Origin of the sequence: Stenotrophomonas sp. YIM B06876, from assembly GCF_030711595.1 — a bacterium.
GTDB lineage: Bacteria > Pseudomonadota > Gammaproteobacteria > Xanthomonadales > Xanthomonadaceae > Stenotrophomonas.
Genome location: NZ_JAUJUJ010000002.1, coordinates 28221 through 50593, shown reverse-complemented (window position 1 = coordinate 50593; position 22373 = coordinate 28221). Strand labels below are relative to the sequence as shown.

The window sequence follows — 22373 nt, the reverse complement described above, 5'->3', positions numbered from 1 at the left end:
TGCGGCCGCTCGCGCTTACATCAGGTGGTAGCGCTTCAACAGCCGCCGCAACGACTGCGTGTGATGGGCGGTATCGGCGTGCAGGCCGGCGCTGCGCGCGCCCTGCACGTTGCGGAACAGGTGGTCGATGAACAGCGTGCGTGCAGGCGCGCAGGCCAGCGCCGCGGTGGCGGCGCGATAGGCGGCCGGATCGGGTTTGCGCACGCCCAGCGCGGCACTGCACAGAACCGTCAGGCCGGGCAGCAGCTGTTCGATCACCGGCAGCGTCAAGCGGCCGTTGTTGGTCAGCACGGCAATCGTGACGCCGGGGCGTATGCGGGCCAGCAACCCGCAGCTGTCGCTGCGCAGGCGGGTTGCGGCGTGCCGCGCCGCGGTCCAGTCCGCCGCCTGCAATTGCGTCCCCAACTGCCGGTTCAGCGCCTGCAGCAGGGCATCGCCGTCGAGCTCGCCGCGGGCATGGGCCAACTCCAGGCCGTCGCCGCGCAGTGCCGTATCCAGCTCGGCCGGCGTACAGCCCGCGGCGTTGGCCAGGTGCTGCAGATGAAGGCGGTGATCGTAATCGGCGAGCAGGCCGTCGAAGTCGAGCAGCAGTGCATGCAGGGGCAGGTTCAACGATGTATCCGTGGCCAGAAGGCCGGCAGTATCGGTGCAGTGCGCCGCCGCGGGTACAGGTCTGCGACAGACGGTCGCAGGGGATACGCGCAGCGGTTGCCTAGAATCGTGATTGTTGCCCGATCCCGAGGAGTCGCATTTGAAACATCGTGCCTTGCTGCTGTGTGCGGTCGCCGGCGCCGTGTCCGCCGGTCCCGCCTTCGCCCGCACCTGCGCGGTCACCATCGAAAGCAACGACCGCATGCAGTTTTCGGCCCCGCAGATCAGCGTGGCGGCCGACTGCACCCAGGTCGAACTCACCCTCAGGCACACCGGCAAGCTGCCCGCCACGGCGATGGGCCACAACTGGGTGCTGACCCGCACCGCGGATTTCCAGCCGGTGGCCATGGCCGGCATGCGCTCGACCCTGGCCGACAGCTACCTGCCGAAGAGCGATGCGCGGGTGATCGCGTCCACGCCGGTGATCGGCGGTGGCCAGAGCACCCGGGTGCGCTTTTCCACCGCCAAGCTGAGCCGCGGCGGGGATTACACGTTCTTCTGCTCGTTCCCCGGGCATTGGGGAATGATGAAGGGGAAGTTGGTATTTGGTTGAACGAGCGCACTTGGTGTTGTGCGGGTGGACGCGGCTTTTGAAAACGAACGCTGCCCTCACCCCAACCCTCTCCCGTGGAACGGAGCGGGGCTGAAGCGGTGCGATCTACATGAGCTGCCTGCCTTCTCCGGTATACGGGGAGAAGGTGCCCGAAGGGCGGATGAGGGGAAGCTCTGCGCAAACGCCAAACAGAAAAAGGCCGGCATCATGCCGGCCTTTTTGCATGCCCGGGGCCGTGCTGCCTCAACCCGCTGCCACCACCTGGAACGCCTCGCGCGCCGCGGCCAGCGTGGCCTCGATCACCGCGTCGTCATGCGCGCTGGACATGAAGCCGGCCTCGTAGGCCGATGGTGCCAGGAACACGCCGCGCTCGAGCATGGCGTGGAAGAAGCGGTTGAACGCACCGGTATCGCAGGCCGTGGCCTGGGCGTAGGTTTCCACCTTCTGGTCGGTGAAGAACAGGCCGAACATCGCGCCGACCCGGGTGGTGGTGACGGCCACGCCTGCGTCGCACGCCGCCTGTTCCAGGCCTTCGCAGAGCCGCTGCGTGGTGGCCGCCAGACGATCGTGGAAACCGGGCTGCTGGACCAGTTCCAGCATCGCCAGACCGGCCGCCATCGCCACCGGATTGCCGCTGAGCGTGCCGGCCTGGTAGATCGGGCCGGCCGGGGCGATCTGCGACAGCAGGTCACGCCGGCCACCGTAGGCGCCCACCGGCATGCCGCCGCCGATGATCTTGCCGAAGGTGGTCAAATCCGGGGTGATGCCGTAATGCGCCTGTGCCCCGCCCAGCGCCACGCGGAACCCGGTCATCACTTCATCGAAGATCAGCAGCGTGCCGTATTGCGTGCACAGCGCACGCAGATGCTGCAGATAGCCCTCGCGCGGCGGGATGCAGTTGGCGTTGCCGACCACCGGTTCGATGATCAGGCCGGCGATGTCCGCGCCCTGTTCGGCAAACAGCGCGGTGGCGGCGTCGAAGTCGTTGTACGGCAGGGTCAGGGTCAATTCGCTCAGGCCGGCGGGGACGCCGGGCGAGGTCGGCACGCCCAGGGTGAGCATGCCGCTGCCGGCCTTGACCAGGAACGAGTCGCCGTGGCCGTGGTAGCAGCCTTCGAACTTGACGATCTTGTTGCGGCCGGTGGCACCGCGCGCCAGGCGGATCGCCGACAATGTGGCTTCGGTGCCGGAGTTGACCATGCGCACCATCTCGCACGACGGCACCAGCCGGGTGATGGTTTCGGCCATGGTCACTTCGGCCGCGCACGGCGCGCCGAACGACAGCCCATGGTGGATCGCGGTTGCCACCGCCTCACGCACCGCCGGGTGGTTGTGGCCGACGATCATCGGGCCCCATGAACCGACATAGTCGATGTAGCGGTTGCCATCGACGTCATACAGATACGGGCCATCGGCGCGCTGCACGAAAAACGGTTCGCCACCGACCGACTTGAACGCGCGTACCGGCGAATTGACGCCGCCGGGCAGCAGCTTCTGCGCGCGTTCGAACAGGGCGTGGGAATGGTCGTGATTCATGTGGGAACTCCTTGGAACGATGGATACGGCGTAGGAGCGACCTCGGTCGCGACCACGGATTCTTGGCAGGCCCTGTCGCGACCTTATACCTGCAGGGGCGGGTCGAAACAGCCGCGGTAGGCGTGCATGGCGGCCACCGGATCGGCCGCTGAAAAGACGCCGCTGACCATCGCGATCAGATCCGCGCCTGCGCCCACCAGGGGAGCGGCATTGTCCGGCGTCAACCCACCGATGGCCACCCGTGGCACACCGAGTGCGGCACTTTGTCGCAGCAATTCAGGCTGCGCCCGGCGGGTGGTGAGCTTGGTGCGGCTGGGGAAGAACGCACCGAACGCGACATAGCTGGCGCCAGCGGCCACCGCGCGCTGGGCCAGTATCAGCTGCTCGTAGCAGGAGGCGCCAATGATCGCATCGGGTCCGAGCAGGGTGCGGGCGGCGGCGATATCGCCATCGTCTTCACCCAGGTGCACGCCGGCCGCGCCCACGGCATGGGCCAGCGCCGCATCGCTGTTGATCAGCAACGGCACTCCCGCCTGCGCGCACAGCGCCTGCAGCGCGGTGGCCTGTGCCAGCCGCAGCGGGGCATCGGCGCGCTTGTTGCGGTACTGCAGCCAGCTGGCGCCGGCGGCGAGCAGTGGCTGCACCCGCGCCAGCAGGCGGCCGCTGTCCGCTTCGTCGGGAGTGACCAGATAGACGCCGCGCGCGCTGCGCCAGGCGGATGGAGCGATATGCATCGATGGCTACCAGTGCGGCGGCGGGGGTGGGACAATCGGTGGCCAGACTTGGCCTGCCGTGATTATCCGATGACCGACGCCACCACCACCACCTTGCGCACCTGGATGTGCGTTGTCTGCGGCTTCATCTACAGGGAAGTCGATGGCCTGCCCGAAGAAGGCATCGCCCCGGGGACGCGTTGGGAAGACGTGCCAGAGACCTGGACCTGCCCGGATTGCGGTGTCACCAAGGACGACTTCGAGATGGTCGAGCTGGACTGAAGCCCGGCGCTAGCTTGCGCAAGCCGTAGCGGCGATGCCCGTCGCGACGGCGCTTGCCAGAGAGCGGGCGCAGGTGCGGAGCTTGCGGTGTAGGCGTGGCTCAGTGCAGACGGGGGCGGGCGCCCCCCAGCTCGATCAGCCGTTCGCGGATCAGCGGCGCGTCGGCCGCGCCGGGTTCCATCTTCAGGTAGCGCGCCAGATCGTGGCGGGCACCGGCCAGATGGTCCAGCTGCAGATAGGCCAGGCCGCGGTCGCGCATGGCGTCGCTCTGTTCCGGGGCCAGCTTGAGGATGCGGTCGGCGCTGCGGGCCGCGCGGTCCCATTCGGTGCGCTCCACATAGACCCCATGCAGGTTGCGCAGCATCCGCATCAGGATGGCGCGATGCGGGGCCGGGTCGAGGATCTGCGCCAGCACCTCGTCATCCAGCGTGTCGCCGCCCAGGTTGGTGCGGGCGCGCTCGCGCAGTTCATCCACTCCCAGCGGGCGGCCGCCATTGAACGGGTCCATCACCAGCACGCCATCGTCCACCGGCAGCCGGACCAGGAAATGGCCGGGGAAGGAAACCCCGTCCAGCGCGATGCCGAGCCGGCGCGAGACCTCCATCTGCACCAGCGCCAGCGAGATCGGGTTGCCCAGCCGGCGCTCGAACACTTCGTTGAGGTAGCTGTTGCGCGGGTCGTAGTACTCGTCGTGATTGCCGCTGTAGCCCAGTTCGTCGAACAGGTGGCGGTTGATCGCGGCCACCTTCAGCGGCCATTCGTCGATCGTGGCGACCTCGATGCGCAGGTGGTCGGCATGGCTTTGCAGCAGCGCGTCGTACTGGTCCGGGTCCAGCGCCGGGTATTCGTCGCGCGCGATCAGCAGCGCGGTGGAAAGCAACGGCAACACGTCATCGCCGAGTCCGGCAAGTTCGTCCCAGCGCGGCAATGTGATTCGGGTTTCAGGCATACCGGCAAGACTGGCGACAAAGCGCCTGCGGTTCAAGGGTAGTGCCGGCCGTTGGCCGGCAGCTGCGGATCTGCGAGGTTGCCGGCCGGCGGCCGGCACTACCTTGCTTCGATCCCCGGGCCAAAGCCGAGTTCGGCACCGTCTTCCAGCTTCAGTTTCGCCGCCTGGCCGGCGTTGAGCTCCAGCACATAGCGCGCCGGCCTGTGGCTGGGATAGGGCGGACAGGCGTTGCCGGCCGAGCACGGCGGCACGTCGCGCTGCTGCGACACCAGCTTGCGCTGGTTGTCGAAGTACAGGATGTCCAGCGCGATCCTGGTGTTTTTCATCCAGTACGCCTGCGGTTCCTGGCGCTCGTGGATGAACAGCATGCCGTGGTCGGCGGGCATCTGGTCGCGGAACATCAGTCCGCGCGCGCGGGTGGCGTCGTCCTGCGCCAGTTCCACCTGGTAGCGGGCACCGGCCAGCTCCACCCAGTGGCCGCCGGTGCTGGCGCAACCGGCAAGGATGAGCAGGGAGCAGGTGAGGAGCGTACGCATCAAAGGCATGTGCGTGGATATGAGAGAAGACAGTGACGCACCTTCGGTCAACTTCAGGAGGCCGTCAAGCCGGGTGGGGCTTCACCGGGCCTAGAGTCAGGGCATGTTGCAAGGTGGCATCGAGCGTCGGGCGGATGCGACTGAATTCCAGCAGTTCCTCCAGCCGTGCGCCCTTCTGCCGCCAGTCCCAGAACAGCGATTCGCCGAGCAGGGCGTAATGCCAGGGGAGGCCATTGCGGTGTTCGGCCGGCAATGCGTTGATCCGCTGGCACCACGCAGTGGCGGCTTTTAATTTGCGCTGCACATTCGGATGCAGGGTCTGCTGCTGGGCTTTGGTTTCCACCAGGAACACGGCATTGCCCGTGCGCACGAAGAAATCGGGGATGTAGAACCCGGGCAGACCGTCATCGCGCACGTAGCGCAGGCGGGCGAAGTCGTGGCGATGTTCGCTGATCTTGCAGAACGCCTGGATGCCGCTGTCGGTCTGCGCCCATTCAATGAAGGCCCGTTCCAGTCCTCCATTGCGCGCTGGCCAGCCTTGGCGGCTGTAGATGCACTTGTCCACCTCCATCGAGCTGTTCTCACGAACCGGTATGCGCTCGACTTCGGAAAGGCGGCGATGGCGCACTTCGACCGGGCCGCTGTTGCCATGTTCCTCCGCATTGACCATGGCCAAGCCGAACACACGCACGATGTGCTCGATCACCGGTTGCAGCATCAGCATCCGCCAGCCCTCGTGCTCGAACGGCTCGAAAGTCTCACCGAACAGATGCTCGCGGATGTAGTCGTCCAGCGCCGAGGCCAGTGCCACGGTTCCGATCTGCAGATAGGGCATGGGCATGCGTTCGGCTACACGGTTGCCCTTGGGCATCGGCGCACTGAGCGCCTGGCCGATGCGCCGGGTCAGGCGCGACAGCAGTTCGTTGTAGCCGCCGACCTGCATCGGCACGCCATCCACGCGGTAGTCGCCAAACAGGGTGCTGCTCTGCAGGTCCTGGGAGACGAAGGTGTCACCCTTGCTCAGCAGTGTCGCCAACTGGGCACGGCTCATGTGGGTGAATGGCGGCAGCGCGGCGACCTCGATCGCTGCGTGCTCCAGCGTCTCTTCGGACTCGCGCAGGATGAACGGAATAGCGAAGTCGAAGGGCGCGTAGTCGTCACGCAATTCGGCCTGCAGAAGGTCGCCGGTGCTGGAGCCGTCGTTTTCCTCGTCAGTGGCACCGGCCAGGCCTTCGGCGATCAGGTCCTCGTAGAACTGCTGGAAGGCGGGATGTTCGACGATGGACAGGATGTCGATGAGGCTGCCGGGTGCCTGCCCGCTGTTGATCTGCTCGCGGTTCTCGCGCTTGAGTTCGGTGAATTCGCTCTCGCGCCACATCAGGCGCAGACCACGGCCGATGGTCTGCTCCAGCAGGATCTGTGCCTGGCTGGAACGTAGCGGCACGATCACGCAGATGTTGTTGACGTCAAAGCCCTCGCGCAGCATCAGCACGCTGACAACAACCCGTGGCCGGGCATGCCGGTCCACATCGAACAGGCGCTGGCGCACCGGTGCCCATTCCTTCTCGCCCAGCTCGGCCTTCTTGCCCGAATCCACGGTCAGTACATCGTCTTCGAGCAGGCCTTCGTCCTGCAGGAATTGGGCCACCAGCGGGGTGACCGAGGTGTCCTCGCACACCACCAGCATCTTGGGATAACGCGTCGGGTCGATCTTGGCGAAGTCCGCCTCCAGCGTACGCAGCTTCTGCAGGCCAGCGCGCAACATCACCCGCTGTCCCTCGGACAGCATGGGTTGGCCGGATTCGTCACGTTCGGCCTTGAACTCCAATGGCAGCGCGCCGATTTCCTTGCGCTTGTCCAGCACCAGCGATTTGACCAGGCCCAGGCGCATGGCCTGTTTGAGGTCGAAGTCGACCACGATATGCGGGAACCAGACTTTGCTCTTGGCCTTGCCACGGCCACCCCCACGCTCGTTGTACGGCGTGGCGGAAAAGTCCACCTGGACGAAACCGCGGCCCTTGCCTTCGGCAATCCGGCTCAGGCTCTTCTGCCATTCCACCTCGTCGGCCTGTCCGTTGCGCTTGAGTTCGTGGATGTGGTGTGCCTCGTCGTTTAGCACCATCAGGTCCGGCAGGCCGGCCAGGAACGCGAGCACGTTGCCACGACTCCAGCGGCGGTCCAGTACATCCAGTGCGTTGCCAGTGGCTTTGCCGGGCAGCAATGGAAGTACCTGTTTGGCAACGATGTGCTCTTCGGCACGACTGCCTGGCGCTTCCAGCGCGTCTTCTGTTTCCAGCAGCTCGGCTTCGTCACCCGCGTCGGCCAGCAGGTGCCAGTTGGTGATCGCGATCATGCCGTTGCCGGTGGCCTTCAGGCCGATCTCGCTCTTGGTGCAGACATTGCTGCGCACGAACTGGGTGTATCGCTCACGCCAGACCGGCGGAACGAACAGTTCGATGCAGGCAGCCACGTCGGAGCTGGCGAAGTCCCGGCTGCCATCTGCTTGTTGCTTGCCGAGGAAAGCGTCAAGCAGGCGCTCGTACACGATCAAGCCCGGCGCCACCACCAGGAAGCGACGGGTGAAGCGCGGGTCCTGAAGGCCTTCCTCCTGCATCACGGTTCGGTTGAGCATCTGCCAGACCAGCAAAGCCTGCAGCACCCAGGTCTTGCCGGTGCCGGTGGCCATCTTCAGGCAGTACTTCGGGTGGGCGTGCTTGTCCTGCGACAGTTGCAGCAGGTTGCCTTCCAGCAATGCATCGGCACACACCTGCTGGTACAGGTCGGTCAGGTCGGGGCTGTCCAGCACTTCGTGGGCGAGGATGGTGTTGAGGATCGCCTGGCGCTGGCCGACGTGGAAATTGAAGTTGCGGCTGGCGCAGGCATCCTCGCCGAACCACCAGCGCAGCAGCGCGGCGGTGGTCGGCGTGACCAGCTCCAGTATCTCCGCCTCGCCGTGCTCCAGGCCCAGACACAGCTGTTGCGCCTTGTGGCTGAGGGCGCTGGCCAGCGGCAGCGGATCGGTTGCCACGGTCTTCATCGTGATGTCTCCACCACGTCCTGCACCACTTCGGACTCGAAGCCGAACACATCCACCGCACGCACGCAGACCCGGCGTGGACCGTTGCGTGCGGGCACGGTGAGGCGTGCCTGCCTGACCACCCGCAACGGATCGCCATCGCTGCCGGCATTGCCGCGATAGTCCTGCCACACCGAGCGGAACACCTGGCCGTCGTAGTCCGGGTCCACCGCCCAGTATTCGACCAGTGCTAATGGTTCGGCGGACAGCACCCGTTGCAACTTGGCGCGGTTGTCCTCGTCCAGGTTGACCATCTCCGGCGACAGCAGCACGTAGTTGTCCAGCGTCACCGACAGTTCTTCGTCCTCGCCGGCACGTTCGCGGCGGATCGGCTTGAGCGTCAGGTATTGCAGGCTGGAGAAACGTACCTGTCCACGCAGCTTTTCGATCCCGCCCTTCTTGCGCAGGCGGTCGAGCAGGTCCGGTGGAATCACCAGAACCTGCAGATTGGGGTCATTGAGTGCGGCCAGGCTCTGGCCGATCGACGGATCGAAATTCCAGCCCAGCACCACGACCCGGTCCCAGCCACCCATCAGGTTGTCGCGCTGGGCGATGGCACGGCGCAGGGTTGCATCGCCGGTCAGCTTGTTCGGCGAATCAGCCAATACCAGCGTCTTCTTTCCGCCGAACCCGATCTGGCCCAGATTCCGCAGCGGGTTTTCCTCGGCGGGCAGCGGCAGCGCGCCGTACAGCGACAGCACGATTTCCGACAGGTCACCGATACGGAAGGCGCGCCCCATATGCGACTTCGCCGTTTCAACCTGGTAGTCGCCGATGGCCTGGTACAGGAAAGGCTTCGCGCCCTGGTCGATCAGACGCTTGCGCATGATCATGCAGGCGGGCTTGCCCAAGTCGGAGGTGATCCAGCGACGCCCGAGCTTCTCGGCGACAGCGGCGGTGGTGCCGGAACCTCCGAATATGTCCATCACGAGCCCGCCTTCCGGACATGATGATGAAATGATCCGATCGAGAAGCTTTTCCGGCTTCTGGGTAGAGTAGTCGACCCGCTCCTTGGCAATGGGATTTACAGGTGGGAGGTCGTCCCAGACCGAGTCGACGATGTCACCCTCTACTTCGTCGAGATAGATTTTTCGACTTCCACCCCCAGTCGGGTTCACATCCGAACGGCAAAGTCGACCGGTTTCGTCTGGGCGGAAGCGTTTCAGGTACTCGGCATCATGTGGTTTGTATTGGGTTTTCCAGAAGTAGCCATCCGATCTCACATAAGAGAAAAGAAGGTCATGTTTCTGCGGGAATTTTCTCGCCGTGGATCGCTTAAAGCCGAAGTAGCTCCATACGATTTCGTTGCGGAAGTTCGATTTCCCGAAGATTTCGTCTAGGGCAATCTTCACGTAGTGACTGACATGCCAATCCAGATGCACATAGATCGATCCGGTGTCGCTTAGCAGCTCCCGCATCAGCACCAGTCGCGGCACGATCATCCGCAGATAGGAGGCGGTGCCGTCGGCCCAGGTATCGGAATAGGCGAACTGCTCGATCACCGTCGGCCGCTGTTCCAGCTCCACGCCCGGCAGGGTGACCTTGGTGCGGTAGTCGGCCTTGGAGTCGAACGGTGGATCGATGTAGATCAGGTCCACTTTGCCGCGCAGGCTGGGCGTGTTCTCGTCACCGGCCAGCAGCGCCGCCATCGCCAGCAGGTTGTCGCCGTAGATCAGGCGGTTGTGCCAGTCGGCATCCACTGCTTCGGAAAGATGTGTGCGGCGGCCGGCCTGCGCGATCCAGTCGGTGGCCATGGCGTCTTTCGATGGCAGCACCCATTCGCGCGTCTGCAACCGCACCCGATGACGGCTTTCCAGCCCCTCAAGGATGCGCTCAGCCTCCTTGCGACCTTCCCGGACGATACCGGGCAGCTCTTCCAGCAGCGATTTGGACATTGCTCTCTTTCCAGACACTTGATCTTGAATGAAAGCAAATATTTCATTTTATTGAAAGCAATCATTGCGGATATGGATGTTGGTGGTCCTAACGTCCGCTGCATGAAAAGCGAACAGGCGGCCTTCGGGGAAAGATTGCGGATGCTGCTCAAGCGGGCGCAGCTCAGCGACAGTCCTGCCGAACTGGTCAAGTTGCTTGCGCGCTATCACAGCGTGCCGGTGTCACCACAGGCGATATCAGGCTGGCTCAACGGGAAAAGCATGCCGCGGCAGGCAAATTTGCGTGCGCTGGCGAAGCTGTTGCGCATGGCGCCGCATGAACTGCAGTACGGTGCTGCCGGTGCCGGGCGTACCGTGCGTGAACCGGTGATCGACTGGGACAGCCGCAATGCGCTGGACCAGCACGCGATTGAAGAGTTTCTGGCCTTGCCCGAGGTGCAGCGCAAACTTGTGCGCGCGTTGATAGATGAACTGGCGCGCGGCAGCAAGCGGAAGGGCAGCTGAGCCGGCGTATCGTGGAAACGACACGAGGCATCAGCGGATCGCGGTAAGCCGGGCCGCGCCACAAGGTGGCGCGTCACATCACCACCCAGCAATCGGCCGATTCTGGGCACGGCTTGCACCGGCGCGATGCGGCCTTCGTTACGTCGGCCGCTTGCTTGAATTGCTTTACTTGTTGGCGATGGCGCTTACAGCACCTGCGGCGGTTCGCCGCCGACGATCACCACATCGGCCGGACGTCGTGCGAACAGGCCGACGCAGACCACGCCTGGAATCTGGTTGAGTTCGCATTCCAGCTTCACCGGATCGGTGATGTGCAGGTTGTGGACGTCCAGCACCACGTTGCCGTTGTCGGTGACCACGCCATCGCGCCACACCGGCTGGCCGCCGGTGCGGGCGAGGATCTCGCGGGCGACCAGGCTGCGCGCCATCGGAATCACTTCCACCGGCAGCGGAAACCTGCCCAGCACCTTGACCTGCTTGCTCGGATCGATGATGCAGACGAACTTCCTGCTGGCCTCGGCGATGATCTTCTCGCGGGTCAGCGCGGCGCCGCCGCCCTTGATCAGGCACTTGTTGCCGTCGCACTCGTCGGCGCCGTCCACGTACAGCGACAGGCCGCCGGTGTGGTTCAGGTCCAGCACTTCGATGCCGTGCGACCTGAGCAACGCGCTGCTCTGCTCCGAGCTGGAGACGGCGCCCTCGATGCGATCCTTGATCCTGGCCAGCGCGTCGATGAAATAGGCCACGGTGGAACCGGTACCGACCCCGACGATCATTCCGTTTTCGACGTACTCGATGGCTTTTTCGGCGGCCAGGCGCTTGGCTTCGGACATGGTGGACTCGGTGGATGGGGAAAGGGAGGGGAGGAGCGAGGTCGGTCGCGACCGGCGCTTTGCGGGGAAAGCCCCATCGCGACTGACCTCGCCCCTACGGGCAATCGGGCGTCAGGCCGGCTTCTTCTTTTCCAGCGCCAGCAGCAGCTTCCACTGCGCGGCGGTCACCGGGAACACCGACAGCCGGTTGCCCTTGGCGGTCAATGGAAAGCCTTCGCCCAATGCCTCGGCGTGTTTTTTGATTTCTTCCAGGGAGACCACCTGCGCCAGTTTGCGCTCGAAGGCCACGTCCACCAGCATCCAGCGCGGCTGCTCGCGGGTGCTCTTGGGATCGTGGTAATCGGACGTCGGATCGAACTGGGTGTCGTCCGGATAGGCTTCGCTGGCCACCGTGGCGATGCCGACGATGCCGGGCACCTTGGTGTTGGAGTGGTAGAACAGGATGCCGTCGCCGACCTTCATGCCGTCGCGCATGAAATTGCGTGCCTGGTAGTTGCGCACGCCGTTCCAGGGCTCGGTACCCACACGCTGCAGGTCGTCGATGGAAAAGGCGTCCGGTTCGGACTTCATCAGCCAGTAGCGCTTGCGTGCGGTCATGCGATCAACGGTTCCGGGAAAAAAGTGGCCTGCTCGGTGCAGATCGCATCCACCGTCACGTCCCAGTCCTCGACCGGCAGCGCCGGCACCTGCTGGGTGGCAAAGCCGGCGCCCACCAGCCACGGCGGTGCGGCCTGGCGCTGGCGGAATGCGAAGCTGCGATCATACCAGCCGCCTCCCATGCCCAGTCGCCGGCCGAGGCTGTCGAAGCCGACCAGCGGCGCGACCACCAGCGCCATCGCCTCGGCGGGCAGCGCGTCATCGGCATGGACGTCCGGTTCGGGAATGCCGTAGCGGTTGCTGGTCAGGGCCTGGCCCGGGCGCCACGGCGCAAAGCGCAGCACGTCCCCATGCAGGATCGGCAGGCAATAGGTCTGCGTGGCAGGCAGCCGCATCTGCCAGCGGTGCAGGGCGATTTCGCCATCCAGCGCCCAGTAGCCGGCGACGGGGCCGGTGATCCCGGCAAACGGCAACGCCAGCAGGCGCGTGGCCAGCGCTTCGGCGGCGGCAATACGACCGGCGGCGGGAATGTCACGGCGCAGCTGCCGCAGTTGCCGGCGCAGGTCCTGGCGGGGATCCGTCATCGCGGGAAGTACCTGGGGAAAATGCAACGGTGGCATGTCGCAACGCGACGTGGAAGCGGCAGGTATCTGCCGGCGGCGCCACAAAAAGCAAGAGCGGCATCCGGAGACGCCGCTCTTGCAGGATATTGCATTCTCCGCCATGACGATGCGTGCGAAACGACCTTGAACCCGGGGTTCAAGTGGGAACGCTGGGGAACCATCGGGCTTTCCGCTACAAGGCGGACTTGCACACCCGGCGCCGTCGCATCCCCGTGGTCGTAATTAAGGGACAAGGCGAATGTTTGCACACGCCGTCGTTCACGGCAGAGAACGCAGTTGCATTATAGCGGCGTTGCATGCGCTGGAAAGCCCGTTCGTCGGCTGCGCGCGGATTCATCTGCATCGCCAGCATGCGGCGGTTCAGCGCGTGCTGTCGATGGCGCTGTCGAGACGACGATTGAGCTCGTTCAAGGTGCGCTGCAGCTGGCCCTGCTGGCGCGCCTGCTCGTCGCGCAGCTGCTGCAGTTCGTGGGCGAGGTTCAGCGCTGCCAGGACCGCTACCCGGTCCACCGCGGCCATGCGGTTGTTGCCGCGGATCTCGCGCATCCTGGCGTCGAGCACGCGCGCGGCGGCGGTGAGGCTGTCCCGTTCGTCCGGCTCCACGCCCACGGTGTATTCGCGGTCGAGGACACGCACACTGACCGGCTCGTTATGGCTCACGTGTGCTGCTCCAGCGATTTCAGGCGGGTGATCATCGCTTCCACGCGCGAGCGTGCCTGCTCGTTCTTGGTCAACAGTTGTGCGCGCTCAACTATCAGTTGCTCCTGCTGGTGGCGCAGGCTGCGGTTTTCATCGGCCAGCCGCTGGTTGCGTTCGAGCAATGACTCGATACGGGCGGCGAGCGCCTGCAACTGGGCGACGGGGTCGAAGGAGTCCATGGCGGGCACGATAGGCATGGGGGCTGGTGCCGGTCAAGACACATGGTGCGCCGGGGGTGTGCGCGGCAGCACGGCCTGTTGCAGAAAGCGCAGGCAGGCCTCCGGCTCCAGTGCCGGGGCAACCAGGTGGCCCTGGATTTCATCGCACCCGTTTTGATGCAAAAAGGCCAGCTGGCCCTGGTTTTCCACGCCCTCGGCCACGACAGTGAGGGACAGCGAATGACCCATGGCGATGATGGCGCTGGTGATCGCCTCGTCGTCCGGGTCCACGGTCAAATCGCGGATGAATTCGCGGTCGATCTTCAGCGTCGTCAATGGCAGGCGCTTGAGATAGGCCAGTGACGAATAGCCGGTGCCGAAGTCGTCAATGGCCAGGCGGATGCCCAGGTTGCGGCAGGCACGCAGCACTGCGGCGTTGCTGCTGACATCGCTCATGATCGCGCTTTCGGTCAGCTCCAGTTCCAGCTGCCCGGGGCGGATGCCGGTTTCGGCCAGCACCCGCGCCAGCACCCCGGGCAGGTTGCCGCGCTGCAACTGGATGGCCGATACGTTCACCGCAATGCACAGGTTTTCCATGCCGTGCTCGCGCCATGAGCGCAGCGTCAGGCAGGCCTGGCGCAATACCCATTCGCCGATTTGCAGGATCAACCCGGTTTCCTCGGCCAGCGGAATGAACTCGGCCGGGTCGATCGGCCCGAATTCGGCACTGTCCCAGCGCAACAGCGCTTCCACGCCAATGACGCGGTGGTCGATCAGCGAATAACGCGGCTGGTAGACCAGCTTCAGTTCCTCGTCGAAGGAGATTTTGCGCAGCGTGTTGGCCAGGGTGGCGCGGTGCCGGGTCTGCTCGTCCATCTGCGCCGAATACACCTGGTAGGTGCGGCGGCCGGCGGCCTTGGCCTGGTACATCGCGGTGTCGGCATGCTTGAGCAGTTCGGTCGGCAGCAGCGCATGGTGTGGATACAGGCTGATGCCGATCGACGGCGAGATCGCCACTTCGCGGCGCTCGTCCAGCCGCAGGGGCAGATCGAAGGCGGTCAGCACTTCGCGCGCGACCTGTTCGGCGGCCTCGACCGAGGGCACATCCTCCAGGATCACGGTGAATTCGTCACCGCTGAGCCGGGCTACCGTGTGTTGCGGGCCGACGGCCTGCTGCACGCGTTCGGCGGTGGCGCGCAGCACGCGATCGCCGGCCGGGTGGCCGAGCGAGTCATTGATGTTCTTGAACCGGTCCAGGTCCAGGAACAGGACCGCCACCTGCAGGTTCTGGCTGCGCGCGCGGACGATGGCACGGGCCAGGCGCTCGGAGGCGAGGGCGCGGTTGGGCAGGCTGGTCAGGGTGTCGTAATTGGCCAGATAACGCAGTTCCTGTTCGGCGCGCTTCTGTTCAGTGATGTCCTCCAGCACCTCGACGTGGAAACTGCGGCGGCCGTCGAGGTCGCGTACCACGTTGTGGCGGACGTGGCAGAGGATCTCCTGGCCGTCCTTGCGACGCTTCCACAGCTCCCCGCGCCAGTGGTTGCCGGTACGCAGCGCCTGCAGCATCTGCGGCGGCTGCTCGTTTGCCTGCGGGTCGCGCTCGAGCATCTGCAGCGGTTTGCCCAGCACTTCCTGCTCGTCATACCCGGTGATGCGGCTGAAGGCCGGGTTGACCGAGATGAAGCGGAAGTTGCGGTCCAGCACCGCCACCGCCTCGCTCATGCTGTGCAGCACTTCGATGGCGATGCGGCGTTCGGCGTCGGCGCGGCGGTGGGCGGAAATGTCACGGGCGGTACCGGCCACGCGCAGCGGGCGACCGTCGGCGTCACGTTCGACCACCCGCCCGCGCACCCGTACCCAGAGCCATTTGTGGTCACCGTACAGATCCATGCGGTGCTCGGACACGAACACCGCGGTGCGCCCTTCGACATGGTCGTGCAGGCTGCGCACCACCTGTGACAGGTCGCTGCGGTGGATCCGGGGGTCGATGTTGTCGTGCGCGACGATGGTGATCTCGGCCGTGGCCGGTGCCAGTTCATCCACGTGCATCCAGTGCAATTTGCGCCGGCGCAGGTCGTAGTCCCAGAAGTGCTCGCCGGAAGCCCACAGGGCCAGCTTCAGATGTTCATCGCGGTTGTGCAGCTGTTCGGTGCTCTGGCGCAACCCGGACAGCGCGCGCCGCGCGCGCCGCAGGCGCCTCAGCAGGCCTTGTGCGAGCGCGGCCAATACCAGTGCGGCGACCCATCCCGCTGCCTGGATGGCGCTTGCAACGCCCGCGGCAAACATGGCGGTCGGCATGACGGGTACGGGCACCGGACGGCGGAATGGGTGCGCCGAGTGTAGGCGCGGGCATCGCGCCTTCACAAGCGGCGGCAGCCGGCCGGTTGCTACACTGTGGCGCTGGCTGCAGCGCTTCTTGCGAGGTGGCCGATTCCACTTTTTTACCGGGCCGTGACATGACCGATCTTCCCGACGTCAACGACGTAGCACAGGCCAGCCAGATGCTGGGGCTGGGCGCTTCTCCCGCCGAACTGCATGGGGGGCTGTGCGGTTGGCTGGCCGCCGGTGGCGACAGCGTGGCCGCATGGCCGGCCAGGGTGCTGGCCGATGACGGGCTCCCCGCGCCGGCGCCTGACAGTGCGCTCGACCGCCTGCGTCTGGCCAGCGTGGAACAGCTGGAAGACCGCGACTTCGCCTTTGAACTGCTGCTGGCTGAAGCCGGCGCACCACTGCAGCAGCGCACCGACGCCTTGTTCGAATGGTGCCGTGCGTTCCTTGGCGGATTCGGGCTGGCGGCCGGCTCGCGTCCGGCGCTGAGCGAGGAGGGCGATGAAGCGCTGCAGGATCTGGCCAAGCTGGCCCAGGCCTCCAGCGACGAGTTTGACAGTGGCGACGAAGACGAGGACGCGCTGGCTGAAATCGAGGAGTTCGTGCGGGTGGCGGTATTGCTGTTGCACGGCGACTGCGTGATGGGGCCGCGCCACCGCCAGCGCCTGAACTGAGGTGCCCGGCATGATGCAGTTCACCGGCATTGCCGCGGCCGAATATGCCGGCCGCCGTCGCCAGTTGATGGAAATGGCCGGCGACGACGCCATCCTGGTGCTGCCCGCCGCCCCCGAGCGCGTGCGCAGCCTCGACACCCATTACCCGTACCGGCAGGACTCGGACTTCTGGTACCTGTGCGGCTTTCCGGAACCGGAAGCGGTGCTGGTGCTGATTCCGGGGCGGCGCCATGGCGAGACGATCCTGTTCTGCCGCGAGCGCGATCCCGACCGCGAGGCCTGGGATGGCCCGCGGGCCGGGCAGGAGGGCGCGGTATCGGGCTACGGCATGGATGACGCCTATCCGATCGAGGATCTGGACGAGATCCTGCCCGGGCTGCTGGAGGGGCGCTCGCGGGTGTATTACCACTTCGGCCGGGATGCGGATTTCGACTTGAAGCTGATCGGTTGGGTCAACCGGGTGCGGGCGCAGGTGCGGCATGGCGCGCAGCCGCCGCATGAATTCCTCGAGCTGGGACACCTGCTGCACGAACAGCGCCTGTTCAAATCCGCCGGCGAGATCGGGCTGATGCAACATGCGGCCGATATCAGCGTGCGCGCGCATCGCGCGGCGATGCGGGTCGCCCGCCCGGGGATCCACGAATACGAGCTGCAGGCCGAGCTTGAACGCGAGTTCCGCGCCCATGACGCCTGGCCGGCGTACACCAGCATCGTCGGTGCCGGCGCCAACGCCTGCATCCTGCATTACCGCGACAACCGCGCCGGCAGCCGTGACGGTGATCTGGTGCTGATCGACGCCGGTGCCGAATATCGCGGCTATGCCAGCGATATCACCCGCACGTTCCCGCTCAATGGCCATTTCAGCAAGGAACAGCGCGCCCTGCATGACCTGGTCGGCGCCGCCCAGCGCGCGGCGCTGGAGCAGGCGCAGCCGGGAATCGCCTACGAGGAAGGGCACCTGGCGGCGGTCGAGGTACTGACCGAAGGGCTGCTGCAACTGGGGCTGCTCAGCGGCTCGCTGGAGGAAAACATCATCGAGCGCCATTACCAGCGTTTCTACCGGCACAAGACCGGCCATTGGCTGGGGCTGGATGTGCATGACGTCGGCGATTACCGGCTGGCGGGCGAGTCGCGGCTGCTCGAGCCGGGCATGGTGTTCACGATCGAGCCCGGGCTGTACGTGTCGCCGGACGATCCCACGGTGGAACCGCGCTGGCGTGGCATCGGCATCCGCACCGAGGATGACGTGCTGATCACCGGCGACGGCCATCGCGTGCTGACCGCGGCGCTGCCGCGCAGTGCCGATGAGATCGAAGCCGAGATGGCGCAACACCGCTAGCGGCGGAGCGAGGCTGGCGCTGACGTGGCCGTCGCGGGCCGACGCGGAGGCGGTGGGCGGCAACCGGGGGCTTCATAAAAAAGCGCGGCCTTGGCCGCGCTTTTTTGTGCCGGCGCGACCCGGCGTTCAGTCCAGCGCGGCGAATGGCGGGCGGGTCAGGTTGTCGGCCTCGCCCGTGGTGCACAGCACCTCGTCTTCGATGCGGATGCCGCCGTAGGGGCGGAAGAAGTCCACCCGGTCCCAGTTGATGCTGGCACCGTGCCCGGCCTGTTTCACCTCTTCCAGCAGCATGTCGATGAAGTACACCCCCGGCTCGATGGTGACCGTCATGCCCGGTTCCAGCACCCGGGTCAGGCGCAGGTAGGGGTGGCCGTGCGGACGCTCGATACGGCCGCCGCGGTCGCTGGCGGCGAAGCCGGCGACATCGTGCACCTGCAATCCGATCAGGTGGCCGATGCCGTGCGGGAAAAAGGCGGCGCTGACGCCGGTGGCCAGCGCCGCTTCCGGCGAGACGGTGATCACCCCGAAGTCCCGGAGCACTTCCATCAGTGACAGGTGCGCGTCGATGTGCAGCTGCTTGTAGTCGAAGCCGGCGCGCACCGCCGCGCACATCTTCTGCTGCGCGGCATCGACCGCGCCGATCATTGCCTGGAATTCGTCATGGCCGGTGGCGGCATAGGTGCGGGTGATGTCGCTGGCGTAGCCACAGGCGCTGGCGCCGGCATCGATCAGGAAGCTGCGCAGCGGGGTCGGCGCGCTGCGTCCCAGTTCGGTGTAGTGCAACACCGCGCCGTGTTCGTTGAGCGCGATGATGTTGCCGTAAGGCAGGTCGTTGGCGTCCTGGCCGACCGCGCTGCAGTAGGCCATGTGGATTTCGAACTCGCTGGCGCCCGCGCGGAAGGCGGCTTCGGCGGCGCGGTGGCCACGCACGCCCAGCCGCTGCGCCTGGCGCATCAGCGCGATTTCGTAGGGCGTCTTGTAGCCGCGGTGCCAATCCAGGTAATGGATGACCGGTTCCGGGTTGTTCGGCGCAAACGGGCCCAGCGTGCTCTGCGGCTCGCCCAGGATCGCGCAGCGCGCCGGGTCCTTCGGCAGCAGCGCGAGGGCGTCCTCGGGTTTGCGGATGATCTCGATGTCGACATGCTCGACCCACCAGCCGCTGGGCGCGTCGGGCACCACGTGCCAGTAGTCGAACGGCTGGTGGAAGAGCACCTTCGGTCGTTTGCCCGGGGTGTAGACCAGCCAGCTGTTGGGCAGCCGGGTCAGCGGCAGCCAGGCCTTGAAATGCGGGTTGACCGCATACGGGTAATCGCGGTCATCGAACGCCTGGTAATGCAGGGTGCCGCTGGGAATGAGCAGGTGATCGAACCCCCCGCGGGCCAGCGCTTGGTCCGCGCGCTGCTTGAGAACGCTCAGATGGTGGGAATACAGGGCGCCGGGATCTGGCTGGTTCATCACGTGGGCTCGTTCGACAGGGCGGATTGCACCGGTCGATTTTGCCGCATTCCGGCGCCTGCCGCTGTGCCGGAATCGGCGCTCAGGCCGGGGTGAGGCCACCTTCTATCCAGTGCCGCAGCAGCGCGCGGTGTTCGCTGCTCAGGGTCAGGAAGCGCACACCGGCCCACGACTGGCCCGGGGCGTGCGCCGGTTCATTCCACAGCAGATGGGCACCGACGTGGATCTGCACCGTGCGGCCGTTGCGGTCGGAGACGGGAAACGACAGCTGGTAGAGCGCATCGTCGGTGAGCGGCGCCGAGGCGATCAGCAGCATGCCGCTTTCGGACACATTGCCGAGCCGGCCGATGCTGGTTTCGGTCATCTGGTCCATCACCGGCACCAGTTCGGCGATCTGGCGGCGCGGTGCGCGACGGGTTTCGTTAATCATGCGGACTCCGTCCGGGAGACGCTGCCGGAGAGCGAGCGCAGGGTGCGGATGGTGGCTTGCCAGGCGCGGTCGATCAGCCGGCCCTTGTCTTCGGTGACGATATGGACCTGGCCCTGTGCCATCAGCCGCGCCAGCGCATCGAGCGACTGCTCGGACACTTTCTGCCCGCGCTGGTTGACGAACAGGGCGTTGTCGGTGATCAGGCTGTACCAGGACAGGCGCTGGCGGCGGGTATCGCCCTGCTGGTTGGTGACGAATTCGAACCAGGTTCCGAACGGCAGCGTGCGCAGCTGCCGGTAGTAGCCTTCCTCATTCTCGTTGCGGCCCGGCCTGGCGACCACCGGCGGGGTGTCGGGACTGTCTTTGCCGCCCTGTTCGCCGAGCCGGCTGCGCGCTTTGAGCTTGGCGGCCAGCTCGGTCTTGGAGCTGACATCGTCCTCGCCGCCCGGGGTCGCCAGGCGACGGGCGATCGCCCCGGCTTCGTCGCGGTGGTAGCCCACCTGCAACAGCGACTCTTCGAGCTGGTTGCCCAGCGCCACATCGGTAGCCCCGCCTGCGGCGGCGCAGGTGATGCGGGCGATCTGCGCGGTGGCCTGCTGCTGTTTGCGCCACTCGTCGGAGTGCTCGCCCTGGCGCAGCAGGGTCAGCGTGAGCACATCGCTCCAAGCCTGGCGCAGCAGGGTCTGCACGAATTTCGGCGGAGCCGACTGTTCGCACAACTGGTCGATGGTGCGTGTGGCCAACTGCTTGGCCGCTTCCAGGCGCTCCTTGCCGCGCACCGCTTCCACGTGCCGGCGTTCGGTCACTTCGGCCTTGCGCGCGGCGGTGCGCAGGTGGCCCTGGATTTCCTGGTTGGCTTCGGTGAACACCGACTCGTCGCCGTCGTAGTCCGAAACCACGCGATTGACGGCATCGCCGAGCTTCTGCAGCAGCACCGGATCGGTGTCCTCGTCGCTCAGCCAGGTGGCGCCGGATTCGGCCACGGCATTGAGCAGTTCACGCGCCGGATGCTGGTCGCGGACGAAGAAGGCCTGGTCGCCGATGGCCGCGCGCACCACCGGCACCTGCAGCTGCACCAGCAGGTCGGCGGCCGGGGCTTCGAGACGGACTTCGCGCTGGATCTGGCTGTACAGCATGCCCAGCAGATCGAGGGTGTCGGTGTCCTGCGCGGTGAGCGAGGCGTTGGGGCCATGCTCGGCCTGCATCTGCGTCAACAGCGCTTTGTGGATGTCGCCGATCGTGCGGCGTACGCCGGTGGCGCCCTGTGCGGCGGCCTGGGTCTGCAGTTTCCCCAGCACCTCCATGATCGCGCCGCTGGGTACCGGTTGCGATGCGGCGGTGGCCGGCAGGTCCGACAACCGCGGCGCCGCCGCGTCGGTGGCGATGCCACCGCCGGCATTCCCATTGGCGCCGCTACCGTCGCCACCGCCATGGCTGCCGCTTGCGCTGTGGCTTCCGCCCACCGCGCTCTGCTGCATCGAGACCCGGGCGGCATCGAGCATGTCATGCAGGGTGGACAGCGAAGGGCTGGTTGCCGTTGCCGCGCCAGCGGAGCCGCTGCCGCCCATGCCGCCCGAACCGTTCATACCGCCCGAACCGCCCGAACCGCCCGAACCGCCCGAACCGCCTGCGTTGCCTGCGTTGCCACCGGCCCCGCCCTGGGGGGGCGCTGGATCCCGCAGGTCGGTCATTGCCGACGCCCACGACGCTGCCGGTGCCTGGCCCTGCCAGCTGGTCAGTGGCCGCTGGCTGGCGCGCTGCGACCCGCTGTCGCTGCCGGTGGCCGCACCGGCGCCACGCCGCGCGGCGCCGCTCTTGGGCAGGTAGGGCTGGTACACCAGGCCCGGCAATACGCCTTCATGGGCCAGCAGGATGTTGATGCGATCGACCAGCTCGCCGTAGCGCTCCATCGCCTGCCGTTCAAAGGCCTGGTACAGCGACATCTGTGCGTCCAGCCCCAGCTGCAGCTTCTCGCCACATTCGCGCAGGATCCGGCACAGCGCATACGGTCCGATCGGCAACCCCTCCAGCTCGAACGCCGGTTGTGCGGCCAGCACCCCGAACCGCTGCGAAAGCAGTTGCAGCGCGGTTGCGCCCCGGATGGCTTCGCGGCGGGCGATCTCGCGCAGGATGATGTCGCGGTCGATATCGTTGTCCGCCACCAGGGTCATGGTCCTGAACACCGGAACGGCGGCGCTGGGCGCGTCTTTGCGCGTCTCCTTGAGTGCTGCCAGCGAGCGTGCCAGTGCATCCAGCAGTTGCGGGGCGAACTGTCCGCTGCGTTCGCGCAGTTGCCGCATCTCGGCATACAGATCGCCCTGCAGCTGCGAGTTGCGCGCGCTCTCGGCCTGTTTGAACAGGTCGCGCTCCAGCTCCACCAGGGTCAGTTGCAGCGGCGCGGAAAGCATCTGCACCGCCAGTGCATGGATGGCTTGAAGCAGGTCGCGGACCCGGGCCGGCGCTGGCGTGGCGGCGATACTGGCCAGCGCTTGGCTGGACGAAGATGGTGCAGGCGCTGACATCCGGTGTGCTTTCCGACTCC

At 66.1% G+C, this 22373-nt stretch carries 21 protein-coding genes and 1 other RNA gene; 5 read left to right on the top strand and 17 right to left on the bottom strand.

All coding sequences use genetic code 11. The features are described 5' to 3' along the window. Positions 1-15: 15 nt before the first annotated feature. Positions 16-612 carry an HAD-IA family hydrolase gene (locus tag QZH66_RS01395; protein WP_305804154.1) on the bottom strand — a complete coding sequence of 199 codons (597 nt, stop codon included), beginning with the start codon at positions 610-612 and terminating at the stop codon, positions 16-18. 139 nt (positions 613-751) lie between these two features. Between QZH66_RS01395 and azu the strand changes: the two genes are divergently transcribed. Next, positions 752-1204, top strand: a complete 453-nt coding sequence (azu, locus tag QZH66_RS01390; protein ID WP_305804153.1) for an azurin — start codon at positions 752-754, stop codon at positions 1202-1204. Between the two features lie 243 nt (positions 1205-1447). On the opposite strand, the gene hemL is transcribed toward azu, so the two are convergent. Together hemL and thiE are read right to left on the bottom strand one after the other, a co-directional pair. Next, the gene (gene hemL, locus QZH66_RS01385; RefSeq protein WP_305804152.1) at positions 1448-2740 is read right to left on the bottom strand and encodes a glutamate-1-semialdehyde 2,1-aminomutase; all 1293 of its coding nucleotides are present in this window, start codon (positions 2738-2740) and stop codon (positions 1448-1450) included. Between the two features lie 83 nt (positions 2741-2823). Beyond that, a complete protein-coding gene (thiE, locus tag QZH66_RS01380) occupies positions 2824-3474 on the bottom strand; it encodes a thiamine phosphate synthase (protein WP_305804151.1) in 651 nt (216 codons plus the stop codon). Between the two features lie 69 nt (positions 3475-3543). Here thiE and QZH66_RS01375 point away from each other — a divergent pair, with 69 nt between their 5' ends. Beyond that, positions 3544-3735, top strand: a complete 192-nt coding sequence (locus tag QZH66_RS01375) for a rubredoxin (protein ID WP_345783818.1) — start codon at positions 3544-3546, stop codon at positions 3733-3735. 100 nt (positions 3736-3835) lie between these two features. Here the strand turns inward: QZH66_RS01375 and QZH66_RS01370 are convergent, their stop codons facing one another. From QZH66_RS01370 to QZH66_RS01355, 4 genes are all read right to left on the bottom strand, one after another. Further along, positions 3836-4684, bottom strand: coding sequence for a SirB1 family protein (locus QZH66_RS01370; RefSeq protein WP_305804149.1), 849 nt, complete (start codon positions 4682-4684; stop codon positions 3836-3838). Between the two features lie 98 nt (positions 4685-4782). Next, positions 4783-5229, bottom strand: coding sequence for a DUF192 domain-containing protein (locus QZH66_RS01365; RefSeq protein WP_305804148.1), 447 nt, complete (start codon positions 5227-5229; stop codon positions 4783-4785). Positions 5230-5284: 55 nt separating this feature from the next. Beyond that, positions 5285-8257: a DEAD/DEAH box helicase family protein gene (locus QZH66_RS01360; protein WP_305804147.1), complete on the bottom strand. Its 2973-nt coding sequence runs from the start codon at positions 8255-8257 to the stop codon at positions 5285-5287. Then, positions 8254-10191 (bottom strand): DNA methyltransferase, encoded by a 1938-nt coding sequence (locus tag QZH66_RS01355; protein WP_305804146.1) that lies wholly within the window; start codon positions 10189-10191, stop codon positions 8254-8256. Before QZH66_RS01355 ends, QZH66_RS01360 begins: the two co-directional genes overlap by 4 nt. Before the next feature lie 24 nt (positions 10192-10215). Between QZH66_RS01355 and QZH66_RS01350 the strand changes: the two genes are divergently transcribed. Beyond that, the gene (locus QZH66_RS01350; protein ID WP_305804145.1) at positions 10216-10695 is read left to right on the top strand and encodes a helix-turn-helix domain-containing protein; all 480 of its coding nucleotides are present in this window, start codon (positions 10216-10218) and stop codon (positions 10693-10695) included. Positions 10696-10880: 185 nt separating this feature from the next. On the opposite strand, the gene rpiA is transcribed toward QZH66_RS01350, so the two are convergent. The 7 genes from rpiA to QZH66_RS01315 form a co-directional block, all read right to left on the bottom strand. Next, the gene (gene rpiA / locus QZH66_RS01345; protein ID WP_305804144.1) at positions 10881-11528 is read right to left on the bottom strand and encodes a ribose-5-phosphate isomerase RpiA; all 648 of its coding nucleotides are present in this window, start codon (positions 11526-11528) and stop codon (positions 10881-10883) included. 111 nt (positions 11529-11639) lie between these two features. Further along, positions 11640-12125 (bottom strand): EVE domain-containing protein, encoded by a 486-nt coding sequence (locus tag QZH66_RS01340; RefSeq protein ID WP_305804143.1) that lies wholly within the window; start codon positions 12123-12125, stop codon positions 11640-11642. After that, complete coding sequence (locus QZH66_RS01335) at positions 12122-12709, bottom strand: 5-formyltetrahydrofolate cyclo-ligase (protein WP_305804142.1); 588 nt, start codon at positions 12707-12709, stop codon at positions 12122-12124. Before QZH66_RS01335 ends, QZH66_RS01340 begins: the two co-directional genes overlap by 4 nt. Before the next feature lie 127 nt (positions 12710-12836). Then, positions 12837-13021, bottom strand: a non-coding RNA gene (gene ssrS, locus QZH66_RS01330) — 6S RNA. An 87-nt stretch (positions 13022-13108) separates the two neighbouring features. After that, positions 13109-13408 (bottom strand): cell division protein ZapA, encoded by a 300-nt coding sequence (locus QZH66_RS01325; RefSeq protein WP_305804141.1) that lies wholly within the window; start codon positions 13406-13408, stop codon positions 13109-13111. Next, complete coding sequence (locus QZH66_RS01320) at positions 13405-13626, bottom strand: TIGR02449 family protein (protein WP_305804140.1); 222 nt, start codon at positions 13624-13626, stop codon at positions 13405-13407. Before QZH66_RS01320 ends, QZH66_RS01325 begins: the two co-directional genes overlap by 4 nt. 33 nt (positions 13627-13659) lie before the next feature. Continuing rightward, the gene (locus QZH66_RS01315) at positions 13660-15903 is read right to left on the bottom strand and encodes an EAL domain-containing protein (protein WP_305804139.1); all 2244 of its coding nucleotides are present in this window, start codon (positions 15901-15903) and stop codon (positions 13660-13662) included. A gap of 158 nt (positions 15904-16061) precedes the next feature. Between QZH66_RS01315 and QZH66_RS01310 the strand changes: the two genes are divergently transcribed. Together QZH66_RS01310 and QZH66_RS01305 are read left to right on the top strand one after the other, a co-directional pair. Continuing rightward, entirely contained in the window at positions 16062-16607 is a 546-nt protein-coding gene (locus QZH66_RS01310) for a YecA family protein (RefSeq protein WP_305804138.1), read from the top strand. Between the two features lie 10 nt (positions 16608-16617). Continuing rightward, positions 16618-17946, top strand: a complete 1329-nt coding sequence (locus QZH66_RS01305; RefSeq protein WP_305804137.1) for an aminopeptidase P N-terminal domain-containing protein — start codon at positions 16618-16620, stop codon at positions 17944-17946. 126 nt (positions 17947-18072) lie between these two features. Here QZH66_RS01305 and pepQ read toward each other — a convergent pair whose 3' ends face one another. The 3 genes from pepQ to QZH66_RS01290 all read right to left on the bottom strand — a co-directional run bounded on the left by pepQ (position 18073) and on the right by QZH66_RS01290 (position 22353). Next, on the bottom strand, positions 18073-19401 hold the full coding sequence (gene pepQ / locus QZH66_RS01300; protein ID WP_305804136.1) for a Xaa-Pro dipeptidase: 1329 nt from the start codon (positions 19399-19401) through the stop codon (positions 18073-18075). An 82-nt stretch (positions 19402-19483) separates the two neighbouring features. Continuing rightward, positions 19484-19831 (bottom strand): PilZ domain-containing protein, encoded by a 348-nt coding sequence (locus QZH66_RS01295; protein WP_305804135.1) that lies wholly within the window; start codon positions 19829-19831, stop codon positions 19484-19486. Further along, positions 19828-22353 (bottom strand): DUF1631 domain-containing protein, encoded by a 2526-nt coding sequence (locus QZH66_RS01290; RefSeq protein WP_305804134.1) that lies wholly within the window; start codon positions 22351-22353, stop codon positions 19828-19830. Before QZH66_RS01290 ends, QZH66_RS01295 begins: the two co-directional genes overlap by 4 nt. Positions 22354-22373 lie beyond the last annotated feature (20 nt).